The 14,236-nt window shown below is 44.0% G+C and carries 11 protein-coding genes; 7 read left to right on the top strand and 4 right to left on the bottom strand.

Annotation, left to right across the window (positions count from 1 at the left end; genetic code table 11):
• The first annotated feature begins 42 nt into the window (after positions 1–42).
• From AB6D06_RS07730 to rsmF, 3 genes are all read left to right on the top strand, one after another.
• A complete protein-coding gene (locus tag AB6D06_RS07730) occupies positions 43–1,326 on the top strand; it encodes a PqiA/YebS family transporter subunit (protein ID WP_372099262.1) in 1,284 nt (427 codons plus the stop codon).
• The gene (locus AB6D06_RS07725) at positions 1,313–3,970 is read left to right on the top strand and encodes an MlaD family protein (protein WP_372110096.1); all 2,658 of its coding nucleotides are present in this window, start codon (positions 1,313–1,315) and stop codon (positions 3,968–3,970) included. Before AB6D06_RS07730 ends, AB6D06_RS07725 begins: the two co-directional genes overlap by 14 nt.
• 149 nt (positions 3,971–4,119) lie before the next feature.
• Entirely contained in the window at positions 4,120–5,541 is a 1,422-nt protein-coding gene (gene rsmF, locus AB6D06_RS07720; RefSeq protein ID WP_372110095.1) for a 16S rRNA (cytosine(1407)-C(5))-methyltransferase RsmF, read from the top strand.
• A 297-nt stretch (positions 5,542–5,838) separates the two neighbouring features.
• On the opposite strand, the gene AB6D06_RS07715 is transcribed toward rsmF, so the two are convergent.
• On the bottom strand, positions 5,839–6,747 hold the full coding sequence (locus tag AB6D06_RS07715; protein ID WP_372099266.1) for a S1 RNA-binding domain-containing protein: 909 nt from the start codon (positions 6,745–6,747) through the stop codon (positions 5,839–5,841).
• A gap of 28 nt (positions 6,748–6,775) precedes the next feature.
• On the opposite strand from AB6D06_RS07715, the gene AB6D06_RS07710 reads away from it, so the two are divergent.
• Entirely contained in the window at positions 6,776–8,131 is a 1,356-nt protein-coding gene (locus tag AB6D06_RS07710) for a hypothetical protein (protein WP_017063834.1), read from the top strand.
• Positions 8,132–8,239: 108 nt separating this feature from the next.
• Here the strand turns inward: AB6D06_RS07710 and AB6D06_RS07705 are convergent, their stop codons facing one another.
• Positions 8,240–8,725, bottom strand: a complete 486-nt coding sequence (locus AB6D06_RS07705; RefSeq protein ID WP_017059696.1) for a PaaI family thioesterase — start codon at positions 8,723–8,725, stop codon at positions 8,240–8,242.
• Between the two features lie 159 nt (positions 8,726–8,884).
• Positions 8,885–9,772 carry a putative PEP-binding protein gene (locus tag AB6D06_RS07700; protein WP_017059697.1) on the bottom strand — a complete coding sequence of 296 codons (888 nt, stop codon included), beginning with the start codon at positions 9,770–9,772 and terminating at the stop codon, positions 8,885–8,887.
• A gap of 207 nt (positions 9,773–9,979) precedes the next feature.
• Here AB6D06_RS07700 and AB6D06_RS07695 point away from each other — a divergent pair, with 207 nt between their 5' ends.
• Both AB6D06_RS07695 and AB6D06_RS07690 read left to right on the top strand, forming a co-directional pair.
• The gene (locus AB6D06_RS07695; protein ID WP_017059698.1) at positions 9,980–11,038 is read left to right on the top strand and encodes a 3-deoxy-7-phosphoheptulonate synthase; all 1,059 of its coding nucleotides are present in this window, start codon (positions 9,980–9,982) and stop codon (positions 11,036–11,038) included.
• Positions 11,039–11,050: 12 nt separating this feature from the next.
• The gene (locus AB6D06_RS07690) at positions 11,051–11,533 is read left to right on the top strand and encodes a YajQ family cyclic di-GMP-binding protein (RefSeq protein WP_372110094.1); all 483 of its coding nucleotides are present in this window, start codon (positions 11,051–11,053) and stop codon (positions 11,531–11,533) included.
• Positions 11,534–11,720: 187 nt separating this feature from the next.
• Here the strand turns inward: AB6D06_RS07690 and AB6D06_RS07685 are convergent, their stop codons facing one another.
• Positions 11,721–12,662: a bifunctional precorrin-2 dehydrogenase/sirohydrochlorin ferrochelatase gene (locus tag AB6D06_RS07685; protein WP_017059700.1), complete on the bottom strand. Its 942-nt coding sequence runs from the start codon at positions 12,660–12,662 to the stop codon at positions 11,721–11,723.
• Between the two features lie 480 nt (positions 12,663–13,142).
• Here AB6D06_RS07685 and AB6D06_RS07680 point away from each other — a divergent pair, with 480 nt between their 5' ends.
• Positions 13,143–14,171, top strand: coding sequence for an amino acid ABC transporter substrate-binding protein (locus tag AB6D06_RS07680; RefSeq protein ID WP_017059701.1), 1,029 nt, complete (start codon positions 13,143–13,145; stop codon positions 14,169–14,171).
• Positions 14,172–14,236 lie beyond the last annotated feature (65 nt).

The raw sequence follows: 14,236 nt of genomic DNA, 5'->3' as shown, positions 1-14,236 counted from the left end.
TGAGTCTTTAAGTCGGGTTGCTAACCTAACTTACGTTTCAACTTGGGAGGTCGCGTGACCTCCCCATCCGTAACCAACCCTTTATCAACAAAACACCAATGCGACAGCAGCTCAGTGCGTCTTTGCCAGGGCTGCGAACTTCCCGTAGATAAAATGGACATCCCTTTAGGGAAATCAGCTTACTGCCCAAGATGCGGAACTCAGCTTTATAGAGGCGGTACCCCTAGCCTCTCTGGAAACCTAGCAATCGCAATTACCTGCTTATTGCTGTTTATCCCATCGCACTTTTTTGAATTCATCAGTATTCGCCTGATTGGCGTCATGATACCCGCGACGTTACCATCGGGTGTTTTTACCTTAATGGGCGAAGGCTTTCCTCTACTTGGTTTGCTGATCCTGTTCTGCAGTTCGATCGCTCCGTTGCTCGTGTGCACCTCGGTACTCATCACTCATGCATCACTGCGTCTTAAGATCTTCACACCCTTTCGTTATGCATTAGCCATTATTCAGACTCTCAAACATTGGATGATGTTGGATGTGTTTCTGGTAAGTTTGGCGGTCTCATGTTTCAAACTGCAAGATTACTCTGACATTTTCGTCGGCCCTGGTTTGATTGGCCTGATTCTTCTGCAGCTTTTCAGCGTATTACTAGTAAGCCGTATCAGTGTACGTCGCTACTGGGAAGCTTGGGCAAAAGAATCCGAATACTCTTTTGCTGAGAGTAAGAACGTACACTGTCACAACTGTCACCTATCTCAGCCTGACGGTCATACTTGTGTGCGTTGTCACCATGACTTATACCACCGCAAGCCCTACTCTATACAGAAAACTTGGACTCTGCTATTTGCCGCATCCGTGGCTATCGTGCCAGCCAATGTCATTCCTATTTCTATTCTTATTACCAACGGTCAAAGGCTAGAAGACACCATCATTTCCGGTGTCGCTTCGCTGATTAATAGCGATATGTATGGCATCGCTGCGATCATTTTCATTGCCAGTATCGTCGTGCCAGTCGCGAAAATACTGGGCCTCGCGTACATCTTAATCTGTATCAAGATGAAGCGCGCCGTTTACCACAGGCAACGTATGACCATCTATTTCATCGTGAAATGGGTGGGGAAATGGTCGGTAATGGATCTGTTCGTTATTTCGATCATGATGACCTTGGTCGACCGCGGGCAAATTTTAAACTTTACACCAGGTTATGGTGCAGTCGCTTTTGGCGTCGTAGTTGTTCTCACGATGCTAGCAGCGGAAAGCTTAGATCCTAGGCTAATTTGGGATAACTACACCTCTAAAGATGAGTCAGTGAATGAACAACGATAACCAATCACAAACGTCATATTCACCAGAAATAAGGAAAAACAAAGGCATCTCCCCTTTGTGGATTCTGCCGATATTAACCGTCGCCTTAGCCGGTTGGTTGGTCATGAAATCGATACACGATGCTGGGCAACGTGTGCAAATATACTTCTCAGATGCCGCAGGTTTAGTCGCAGGTCGAACAACGATTCGTTACCAAGGCTTAGAAGTGGGTATGGTGCGCCACATCACTTTATCCAAAGATCTATCGAGCATCTATGTCGATGCAGACATCTACCCTGAAGCGAAGAAGCTACTCTCAAAAGGCACTCGTTTCTGGCTTGTAAAACCGACAGCAAGTTTGTCGGGTATCTCAGGATTAGACGCACTTGTTTCAGGTAACTATATTGCTATCCACCCGAGCGAAACCAAACAAGACCCAGAAACCATTTTCCAAGCGTTAGAATCCTCCCCTTCTGATTTACTGGCTTCTGAAGGTTTGAATATTTCACTGACGACCAAAGATCTGGGCGGCGTGTCTGTTGGCTCTCAAATCGTTTACCGTAAAATCCCAATTGGTGAGGTTTACAACTACCAGTTAAACGACAACGCGAAATCCGTTACGATTCAAGCGTCAATTAAAGATGAATACAGCCATATCATTACCGACCAAAGCCGTTTTTGGAATGTCAGTGGTTTAGGTGCCAGTATTGGTTTTTCTGGTGTTGATGTTCGCTTAGAGAGCCTAAGTGCATTGCTTGGCGGTTCAATTGCGGTCGACTCTCCGGGAGAAGGCCAACCCGTAGAGATGAATACCAAGTTCAAGCTCTACCCAGATTTGAAGACAGCGGGTCGAGGTATCTCTATCAAGATCGCCGTTCCCGATGATAATAAAATCAGTGCAACGGGTGCTCCGATCATGTATCGCGGCATTGAAATCGGTCAAATCACTGATTTATCGCTAAGTGAAGGGCGTGAAAACGTCGTTGCATCTGCCGCTATCCAACCGGCATTCAGTGACTTTTTAAACAGCGGCAGTAAATTCGTTCTAGAAGAGGCTGAACTGTCGCTTACTGGCATGAAAAACATTGCCAATTTAGTGACAGGTAACTTTTTAACCTTGGTACCGGGTGAAGGTGAAAAGGCGCGTCGATTTACTGCAATCCGCAAAAATGAATTCAGTCAGGAACAACAGAAATCCGTTGCGATTCGCTTAACGTCGAACAATTCGTTCGGGTTAGATGTCGGTACACAACTTCTCTACAAAGGCATTGCCGTTGGCTCTATCATCCATGTGGGATTAGTTGATGGTGTTGGTACGGGCTCTGATAAACACGAAGTCTTCATGGATGCACTTATCGATAATGAGTACGCGCACCTTATCAAAAGCCACAACCGTTTCTTTGTGACAGGTAGTGCGACTGCAGAGCTAACCGAATCAGGCTTGAGTGTTACGGTCCCACCAGCAAAACAGCTTCTTACCGGCTCGATTAGCTTTGTGAGTGAAGGTAAATCTGAAGCTCGAACGGACTACCAACTTTTCCAAAGTAAGTCGTTAGCAGAAATTGCTAAGTTTAATCAGTCTGGTTCAAAGACACTTTCTTTGTTTGCCAGTGAGTTACCTTCAATTTCTAAAGGCAGCCCACTCCTCTACCGCAACCTACAAGTGGGTAATATTTCTGATTTTCAGCTTGCCGACGGTGGCGTAAGAATCAAAGTCACAATCGAAAATCGTTACACGCACTTACTCAACAAGCACACTGTTTTCTGGAACCGTTCAGGCGTTGAGGTTGATGCGTCGCTATCGGGTATCAGCATTAAAGCGGCACCAGTTAAAACCCTTATCCAAGGCGGTATTGCTTTTGACTCTCTGCCAGGAATCGACAACAAACTCGGCGATGTGTGGAAGCTTTATAAAGATTCGAAATCCGCTCGAAAATTTGGCCGCGCGATTACTATCACCTCTTCTGGCGATCAAGAAGTCAGCAAGGGCATGGCGATCAAATATCAAGGTGTCACTGTTGGTGAGGTTACTTTGGTGATTCCGAACTTCAACAAGGGCGGCATTGAAATTACTGCGCGTATTTTACCTGAGTACGTCGACAAGATTGCCGTGACGAACAGTCACTTCTGGTTGGCAGAACCTGAGATTGGCCTTAATGGCATCAAAAACGTCTCTGCGCTGCTCTCTAAACACATCAACGTAGACCCGGGCAAAGGTGAAAGAAACACGAAATTTGAGCTTAGCAAAGGACCTGTGCAGCCTGAAGGCAAGATATTCCAACTGCAAAGCGAAACGCGCGGCTCAGTATCTGAAGGTACACCTATCCTATTCCGTGAACTAGAAATTGGCAGTGTTATAGATGTTCAGCTGGGCGAGTTTGCTGATCGCATCATATCTACGATTCAAATAGAACCTGACTACGCGTATCTAATCCGCGCAAACACCGTGTTCTGGAACGTGTCGGGCGTCGATGTCTCTATCGGCCTGTCAGGCGCAAACATCAAAGCCGGAACGGTAGACAGCTTGTTAAGAGGTGGTATTACATTCTCAACGCCACCGACAAATGAACTTCAACCAGTAGCAAGCGAAGATCAGTCTTTCTACCTCTATCCTCAAGCCGAAGATGAGTGGAAATCATGGAGAACCGCAATTCCTCGTCCATAGAGTGAACTCTCTGACGTTTCTGGAAGATTAATTCTTCATCAAAATGCAGCCATTAGGCTGCATTTTTGTTGTTTGCTGCAAATATGGTTTAGGACGGCCTCATTTTGCTTTAAACTCCCCGCATTAATGCAATAAATCGAGATACTCTTTTGCACGCTAACGTATATATTCCTGAAGAATTCCTAACGCACATCGAAGCAATCATGCCTAGTCATCTAGATATGGCTTCTTTTGTTGCGTCATGCCAAAAACCACTTCGTAAAAGTATTCGAATCAACACATTGAAAATCAGTGTTGAAGACTTCCTAGTACGAGCAAAAGAGAAAGGCTGGGAACTGGAACCTGTACCTTGGTGTGAAACGGGCTTTTGGATTACAGCGGACGAAAGTGAAGCGCCACTAGGTAATACGGCAGAACACATGTCTGGTCTTTTCTACATCCAAGAAGCCAGCTCGATGATGCCACCCTCGGCACTTTTCCAAGGCGAAGCTGATTACCAAGCGGTGCTAGACACTGCGGCTGCACCCGGCTCTAAAACAACGCAAATCGCTGCGCTAATGAATAATCGCGGTGTATTGGTTGCCAATGAGTATGCAGCAAGCCGTGTGAAAGTCCTTCACGCTAACATCGAACGTTGTGGCGTTCGTAATGCCGCTCTAAGTAACTTTGACGGTCGAGTTTTTGGTGGTTGGTTACCAGAACAGTTTGATGCTGTGTTGCTAGACGCACCCTGCTCTGGCGAAGGCACCATTCGTAAAGATGCCGATGCGATGAAGAACTGGACGTATCAATCTGTGGTCGACATTGCCGACACGCAAAAAGATCTGATTGAAAGTGCATTCCATGCTCTTACACCTAATGGTGTTTTGGTTTACTCAACGTGTACGCTTAGCACCGAAGAGAACCAACAAGTGTGTCATCACCTAAAAGAAACCTTTGGTGATGCGGTTGAGTTTGAATCTCTTGAGTCACTGTTCGACAACGCAAAAGCAACCACGACAGAAGAAGGCTTTCTTCACATCTTCCCACAGGTCTATGACTCTGAAGGTTTCTTTGTTGCACGTATCCGTAAACTAGCGTCTGTTACTCCACCAGAAGTTAAAAAACGTATGGGTAAATTCCCATTTGAAAAAGCATCAAAGAAAACTCAGCAAGAAGTCGCTGAACAACTAATGAGTACTCTCGATATCGAATTGCCAAGCGATACTCAGGTTTGGATTCGCGACAAAGACGTTTGGCTATTCCCAGAAGCGCTAGAGCCTATGATCGGTGAGTTCCGTTTTTCTCGCATGGGAATCAAGATCGCCGAAACCCATAAAAAAGGTTACCGCTGGCAGCACCAAGTGGCGACAACGCTTGCAACAGGTAATGAAGCTAATGTTGTCGAGCTAAGCATTGAAGATGCTCGTGAATGGTTCATGGGCCGCGATGTTCGCCCTGAAGGCTTGTCTGGCAAAGGTGAAGTACTAGTGAAGTACAACGGTGCAATCATCGGCCTTGGTAAATGGGTTGGCAACCGAGTGAAGAACGGTTTACCACGCGAGTTAGTGCGCGATAAGAACCTATTCTAAAGCTTTCTCCCTGTATACAGCTAGATAAACAAAAGCCCAAACAACGTTAATTGTTTGGGCTTTTTCTATTCTATCGTCCATATAAGTCAGTGTGCGAGCGCTTGTAAATCAACAACTAATTACATAAATATCAATTCAAGCCACTATTTCCAAAAAGAAAAATCGCACTTTAGAGAATCTAAACTAGACTTCAATCTAACAGTCAAAAGATTAAGACGATTAGCGTAGGCTCTTCGGAGCCCTTTCCCCTAAGCCCAAACAGGAAGGTTTGGGCTTTTTTTTGACCGAAAGGACCGCTTACTTAACTAAGCTGATACCTTCTTTGTCGATAGTGATCTTGCCAGATTTGTATAGACCACCAATTGTCTTCTTGAACGTACCTTTGCTGGTTCTGAATGCAGAGAAAATAACTTCAGGAGAAGACTTATCATTCAAAGGCAGGTAACCGCCTTTCTTCTCAAGCAGGTCAAGAACCTTAGTGCTTAGGTCATCCATCTTAGCCACACCAACCTTCTGAAGAGACAAATCAATCTTACCGTCTTCTTCACGAACGTTTTTAATGTAGCCTTTTAGTGTTTTACCAATGAACAGCTTACCGATGATGTCAGATGGGAAAACCATACCCCAGTGTTCACCGTTCACGATCGCTTTGTAACCCAATTGGCTGCGCTCAGCGATAATGAGATCAACTTGCTCATTTTGCTTATAAGTAGCAGGCGTGTTGTCTAACCATTTGTTGAACTTCGTTGTACCAACGATACGGCTCGATGCTTTATCGATATACACATATACTAAGATTGACTGGCCTTCGTTTAAACGGCCACGCTGCTCGCTGAAAGGAACAAGAAGGTCTTTACCTTTCACGCCCCAGCTCATGAATGCACCAGTGCTGTTAACACCTTCAACCGTCATCAAACCAAACTGGCCTACTTGAGCGATTGGTTTTTCAGTGGTTGCAGCGATCTGGTTGTCAGAATCAATGTATAAGAAAACATCTAGCTTTTGACCAATTTCAACACCTTCAGGAGTAAATCGTTTCGGCAGCAACACGGTTCCATAGTCGCTCGCGTCAAGGAATACACCGAAGTCTGCTTGTTTTACTACTTCTAAGTTGTTTATTTGACCAATATTAATCATCAAGGTTGTCTCTACTTTAAATTTGGCGGAGATTATACGTGATCTCTGATATGCTTTCGCTAGTTTCATTCATATTTTTACATTCTAGGAGACATCGTTGATCACCGTTGATAAACAAGATGCGATAACACTCAAAATTAACCATGCCATGGCTAAGACCAAAAAGCTCGACATGGACGTTTATCTATTCATTCCCGGTGAACTTGGACTGACTCCTGAAGTGCTTTCTGAAAGTGCCTTTTTCTACAGCTCAATCACTCAAAAACGTGCCTACTATAGTGACAAAACACTTTTACCTTTGGTACACAGTCGCTTGGCAAAACGTGGACGCTTATCTACAACACAGTATCGTGTCAGTTTGAGTCTGTTTGCCTACCAATATGTTATCGCGTTAGATAAAGCAGTCAGCAGCTTAAATAAAACTGATAGTGACGACGTAACGGCTGATGAAGTAGATGAAGTCATTGAATTGGCTTTAGATATCTTGAAGAAGCTACGCCGAAGCATCCCTTACGAAGAAAATCTCAAGCGCTACTACGCTAATATCGATAACTACCTATCTTGGTATACCGAACAAAAGTTCCTATCGCTAGTTTCACACATGCCACGAGGTAGTGAGTATTCAACGATTAAAGAACGACTCTTAACGCTTTGTGATAAAGAGACCGCGCACCGTAAACTGAACCGCTACAACTCAGCAAGAGTTCGAGAGGACGTTACCCGCTTGAGTAACAAGATGCGTTTGCTGCGTCGTTTGATTGAACACCCTATCGTGCTTAAAGAAAAGACAACGTCGATGGGTAAGAACGTTAAGCGTGCCGTGAAAGGCATCGCGACCGGTTTGGTGATGGTTGTCGTGACCACTACTGTGATCTTGGCTCGTGACTTTCTTGGTGAGATTACCGCCTCTTTCATCGTGGCAATGTCTTTCATTTACGCACTGCGTGAGATCTTTAAAGATGACTTGAGAGACATCCTTTGGCGCTGGCTGCGTAAAGGCAAGCCAAAATGGAAGCGTCGTTACTATGATCCAACGACCAACAAGTCAGTAGGCCATAAACTGGAATGGTTGGACTACGCAAATTTTTCTAAGCTTGCAGATCGCATTCAGTCGATCCGTAAAAAGCGTGTGGTACAACGTGAAGAGCAAATCTTGCATTACCGCTCTCATACTGAGATGTCGACATCGACCTTTATGAGTGGTTATGAGGAGACTCGTGAAACGTTATCGATCAGCCTAAGAGCGCTGACACGGTTGATGGATAAAGGCTCAAACAAGATCTACCGCTTGAATGAAGGACAAGTGAGCCGCGAATCAGTAGAAAAGCGTCATCTTCTCAACCTGATCATTAAAGAGAACAACCATGATAACGAACCAACCTACTACCGTTGGAAGATCGTTATGAACCGTTCAAAAATAGTTGATATTGAGCAGATCACTCAAGAGTCATAGAGCCGTTATAAAGTTCTCTATAACGGTATGTGGAAACCATTCACATACCGTTGTTTTATCTCTTCAACGTTACCCATGACTTCTAAACCAAAATCTATTATTTAATCGCTATTTTCTTGAAGGGACTTTCTTAATTGAAAGCGTAAGCGTGAACTCCGCCATCGGCTCGTCACCATGTAAAGATGGGCAAGTCGCGATAATGGTTACGGGTTGATTGACCCGTTCTCCGGTCGACATGGTTTCTGCCAGCATAGTGTTGATCAGCTCACCGTCGTTACAAGTGAAATGCACATCACCTTCAGGGCGCTTCAAAAAGTTACCCGTCACCTCTTTAAAAGCCAACGAGATCTTTTCACCTTGCTGCTGAGATTTGCTCATCGCAAGAAACCCACCCGCGACATCCGCACCTACAGCCAAAACGCCAAAGTACATACTGTTAAGGTGATTCTTAGTACGCCTTCTAAGCGGGATTTTCACTTCAACATGTTGGTTGTCCAACGCGAGTAGTTTTGGTCGGCACAACCAGATAAGTGGGACTTTGAAAAAGCCAAACATGCTTAAGTAGAAATTTGCTTTTTGTAGAGGGGTCAACATTCGAATTACCTAGCCAAGTTAGTCATCAGACCAGTTAATCGACTAGCGATAAGAATGTCAAAAAAATGTTACAAAAAAGAGATATCATCGCACAATGATATCTCTTTCATTCTCAAAGCATTAGCGCCTTAAGTCGGCTTATCAGGCAAGCTAATAGATTTACGCAGTCACGACCGTTTCAACACCTTCAAGGTCAGCAATGTAACCTTGTAGACGTGGATAATCGACTAAACCTTGCGTAACTAGCAGCACTGGCTTCTTCGCGTTCAGGGTTGCTTTAACAATCATATCCAACAAGGTAATAACCGCTTCGTTTTGTGGATCAAAAGCGTGCTGCTGAGCTTCATTGTGTTTGTCTACGCCTAAAGTGAAAGACGCTAAGCTATCAACGTTTACCACTACACCATCGAAGTAATGCAGTAAACGTTCGCTCAGTAGCACTGCAGACGGCACATCGCACGAGAACAGTACTTTCAAACCGTTAAGGCCGCGTGGTAGCCCTTGCTCGGCAAGCAGGTCAATAATCTTAGCGGCATCGCTTAACGCACGAACGTAAGGCACAACTACTTCAACGTTGATGCCCTGCTCACGTAATGCCTTAATAACCTGACACTCTAAAGCGAAAGCCTTGCTGTATTCTGGTGTCGCGTAACGAGCAACGCCACGAACACCTAGTGCAGGGTTAATCTCTTCTGCTTCACAGTTCCCGCCAAGCAGCGAACGGAATCCATAGCTGTCTGCACTGCTTAATGCGATACGAACAGAAGTGTGATTTGGCTGAACGGCAGCTTGAATGGCAATCACTAAGGTCGAAACAAAATGCTCATCGACTGTTTTATCGCCAAGGATCGCTTCTAAAGACGTTTTTTCAATATCAGTCAAAGTATCTAAGTGACTCTCGATACTTGGGTGGTAGAAGACACGATCCATCACTAATTCTGATAATGAAACGTATAAGTGGTTAGAATTATTATTATCGTTGTAAGAAGGCAGCACATCACCTAAGACGAGTTCTGGGTGCAAAGTGCTTTGATTTTCTTGAGTCATTGCTGCTCCAGCATTTTTATGTTGTGTTCAAACGAAAATACCGATAGCTGCCTGTTAATACAAGTGAAAATCCCTTATTTGACGCTGGCCTGCTGATAAAAATAAGAATATTAGCAATAACTGAGATAACTTTGACTCAATAGAGTTTATTCCTCTGTTCAATTCCGTTATCTTAACCACTTCGCAATAGAATAAAAAAGCTATCACATGCCATTAAAAACTGATGAGTTGAGAACCCAAGCTCTGGGTCCTATGCCAACTCCTGCCGAACTAGGCAATGCACACCCTATTACTGACGACGTTGCTGAGCGCATTAAAAATTCTCGCCGCCAAATCGAAGATATCCTAACTGGTCGTGATAACCGCCTATTAGTTATCGTAGGCCCTTGCTCTGTTCACGATACAGATGCGGCACTTGATTACGCTGAGCGCCTAAGCAAAATTCAAGACCAGTACAAAGATGAACTGTTCGTTGTAATGAGAACCTACTTCGAGAAGCCTCGTACTGTTGTAGGTTGGAAGGGTTTGATTACAGATCCTAACCTTGATGGTTCATACGCACTTGAAACAGGCTTGAACAAAGCTCGTAAGCTTCTGCTAGATATCAACAAGCTTGGCCTAGCTACCGCGACTGAATTCCTTGATATGATCACAGGTCAGTACATTGCAGACCTTATCACTTGGGGTGCGATTGGCGCTCGTACAACTGAATCTCAGATTCACCGTGAAATGGCTTCTGCACTGTCTTGCCCTGTTGGCTTCAAGAACGCGACCAACGGCAACATCAAGATTGCTATCGATGCAATTCGTGCAGCACATGCTTCACACTACTTCTACTCTCCAGATAAGAACGGCCGCATGACGGTTTACCGTACTTCTGGCAACCCATACGGTCACGTTATTCTACGTGGTGGTGATAAAGGCCCTAACTTCGACGCTGAATCTGTAGATACTGCATGTAAGCAACTGGCTGAATTCGATCTACCTCAACGTTTGGTTGTAGACTTTAGCCACGCTAACTGTCAGAAGCAACACCGTAAGCAGTTAGAAGTTGCACAAGACATTTGTGAGCAAATTAAATCTAACAAGAACCAAATTGCAGGCATTATGGCAGAGAGCTTCATTATTGAAGGCAACCAGCCAATGACAGACATTAACAACCTAGAATATGGCAAGTCGATTACTGACCCATGCCTAAGCTGGGAAGATACTGCAACAATGCTAGACATGCTTGCAACAGCAATTAAAGATAGAAACTTAGCTTAAGGAAACAACACAATGCCATCATTTGACATTATCTCTGAAGTAGAAGCAGTAGAACTGCGTAACGCAGTAGACAACGCAAACCGTGAACTATCGACTCGTTTCGATTTCCGCGGCGTTGACGCAAGCTTTGATTACAAAGATGAATCAGTAAAATTGACTGCTCAAGACGATTTTCAACTGAAGCAAATGCGCGATATCCTTCGCAGCAACCTAACGAAGCGTAATGTTGATCCTAACGCGATGGAAGCGAAAGCGGCAGACCAAACAGGTCGCACTTGGCACCAAACGGTTATCTTTAAGCAAGGCATTGAAACTGATGTCGCTAAGAAGATCGTTAAGCTAATCAAAGACAACAAAGTTAAAGTTCAAGCTTCTATCCAAGGCGAAAAAGTTCGTGTTACTGGTAAGAAGCGTGATGACCTACAAGCTGTTATGGCTCTAGTTCGCGGCGGTGAACTTGGTCAACCTTTCCAGTTTGACAACTTCCGCGACTAATTTTTGAGTTTGAGTGACCGCCTATTTGGGTTGCTCATTCATCAGCACAATGTCGTGTTTGAAATAGCAAAAAGCCACTTCTTTTGAAGTGGCTTTTTATTTATCTGGTCCAGCTTTAGTTTTATTCCGAGCCTCTAGCCGATTTCAAACAACCAGAAAGCTCTCATTTCAACTAGAAGCAATTACCTCAACTGAGTACTTGGGCTGCTGACAATTTTAGGTCTTTGCCGACCAACAGATTAAACTCTACGCTTGCTGGTGGAATAAACACACACACTCGTAATTTCTCTGCTCTTGCTTGCTCAAGCTTTGTTGATAGCTCTCCGCTGTTGGCGTAGCTCTCTCTTTCTGCATCTCGGCGGCACAGGTCGATAAATTCAAATGGACAATCGCTCGGTGAAAGTACGAGCTCTGCCTCCTGCATCAAACGTAAAGCCTTCATAGACAACAGCTCGACATCTTGCTCGAATTCAATCCAAGTGACCTGCCCTTCGCTATCAATGCCTTCGGTTAGCGCTTGCTGGTAGTAAGACTCTAACTGCTCTCTGTCATTCACCTGCTCGATAAAGCTGGATGACAAGAAACGCTCCCAAAATTTACGACGCTCGTCGACGGTTGGGAATGACTCTTTGATTGAATTGCGTTTTGATGCACCGAAGTCTGCTATCAAACCTATGTTTTGTGGCAATACCGTTTCGAGTTTTTCTCTGATATTTCTTACTAAAACAGGTGATGCCCCGCCACTAGAGATGGCAATTTGGATTCTGCCGCGATTTATCATCGAAGGTGTGATGAAGTCGCAGTAAGGAAGATCGTCAACCACATTGACTAAAATGCCCAGTTTTTTCGCATCATTATACACTTGGTGATTCAAGCTTGGGTTGTCTGTTGTGGCCCAAACCTGCAAGTAATTTTTCGATATGATCTGTGACGAGTAAAAGTTTTGAACCCAGTGAAGCTTGTTCTCGTCCACAAGCTGCTTTAAGTAAGGCGCTACCTTGGGAGACACCAAAGTCACATCCGCTCCCGCTCGTAGTAAGCTATCGACTTTACGGCAAGCAACCTCACCCCCACCAACCACTAAGATTGGCTTATTTTCTACATCCAAAAACATTGGGAAATAACGCATGTTCTTCCTTGAGACTACTTCAATAACTATTCAGCCATGCTACCAAATTTGGAGCATATTCATAACTATCGAAGTGTAATAAAAATATTTATTGACCAAATTTCAACATTTCTTAAGTTTAATATTTCATCATTGTGATGTTTATTCAGAATATTTATCTAGTCGATTATCAATATAAAAATCTAAATCTCGTTGCACCAACAGTGTGAACCGTTGCACTATTTACATTCACTTAACATTTGGTCATTCTAATTGTGTTCGGATTTGTGATTTCATTCAAAATTCTTTTTAAATTATACATTTGTGAAACTACGGATCCTTTCCTAACCTTATAAACAGTTGTTTAAATCGCACACAGTTTCATTTGCAAAATGCAACTCGTTTAATTTGAACAACAAGGTCATAGAAAACGCAACACATAAGAGAAACTCAAACGAGCACGAGTATCAGGTGTCACCTGGTTAACAAGGAAGGATACAAATGACAAATAAACTAACACTTCTTGCTTCAGTAGTAGCTGCATCAACTGCGATGATGGCAACATCGGCATCAGCGGCAGAAAGCACTCTGGACAAAGTCACATCTCAAGGTTTTCTAACTTGTGGTGTAAGTACCGGTCTTCCAGGGTTCTCTAACCCTAACTCAAAAGGTGAATGGGAAGGAATTGATGTTGAGTATTGTCAAGCTCTTGCAGCGGCTGTACTCGGTGACAAGACTAAAGTTAAGTATGTACCTCTAACAGCAAAAGAGCGTTTTACTGCGCTTCAATCTGGCGAAATCGACGTACTATCTCGTAACACAACATGGACATTACATCGTGACACTGCTCTAGGTCTGAACTTCGTAGGCGTTAACTACTACGATGGTCAAGGCTTCATGGTTAAGAAAGAACTTGGCCTAACAAGTGCTCAAGAGCTTGATGGCGCTTCTGTATGTGTTCAATCAGGTACAACAACTGAACTTAACCTAGCCGATTACTTCCGTAACAGTGGCATGTCTTACAAGCCAGTGGTATTCGATACGGCAGCACAAACATCGAAAGGTTTCGACGCAGGTCGTTGTGACGTACTAACAACTGACCAATCTGGTCTATACGCACTTCGCCTAAACCTAGCTGATCCTAAATCTGCAGAAGTACTTCCTGAAATCATCTCTAAAGAGCCTCTAGGCCCTGTTGTTCGTCAAGATGATGATCAATGGTTTAACGTTGCTAAGTGGACACTTTCAGCAATGATTAACGCGGAAGAATACGGCATCTCCTCTAAAAATGCAGACGAAATGCTTAAGTCAAAAGATCCAAACATCAAACGTATTCTTGGTGTAGACGGTCCTAAAGGTAAAGGCCTTGGCATTCGCGACGACTGGGGTTACCAAGTAATTAAGCAAGTTGGTAACTACGGTGAGAGTTTTGAGCGTACTGTTGGTACAGGTTCTCCACTTCAAATCTCTCGTGGTGTAAATGCATTATGGAATGCGGGCGGCTTTATGTACGCTCCACCAATCCGTTAATAAATTTTCAAGCATCAATTAGGGCGGAGTTTTCCGCCCTATTTATTAAATGGATTTGAGGTTAT

It is taken from the genome of Vibrio sp. 10N.239.311.G01 (assembly GCF_041465805.1).
In the GTDB taxonomy this organism is placed as follows: Bacteria; Pseudomonadota; Gammaproteobacteria; order Enterobacterales; family Vibrionaceae; genus Vibrio; species Vibrio crassostreae_C.
This window is presented reverse-complemented; position numbering and strand designations above follow the sequence as displayed.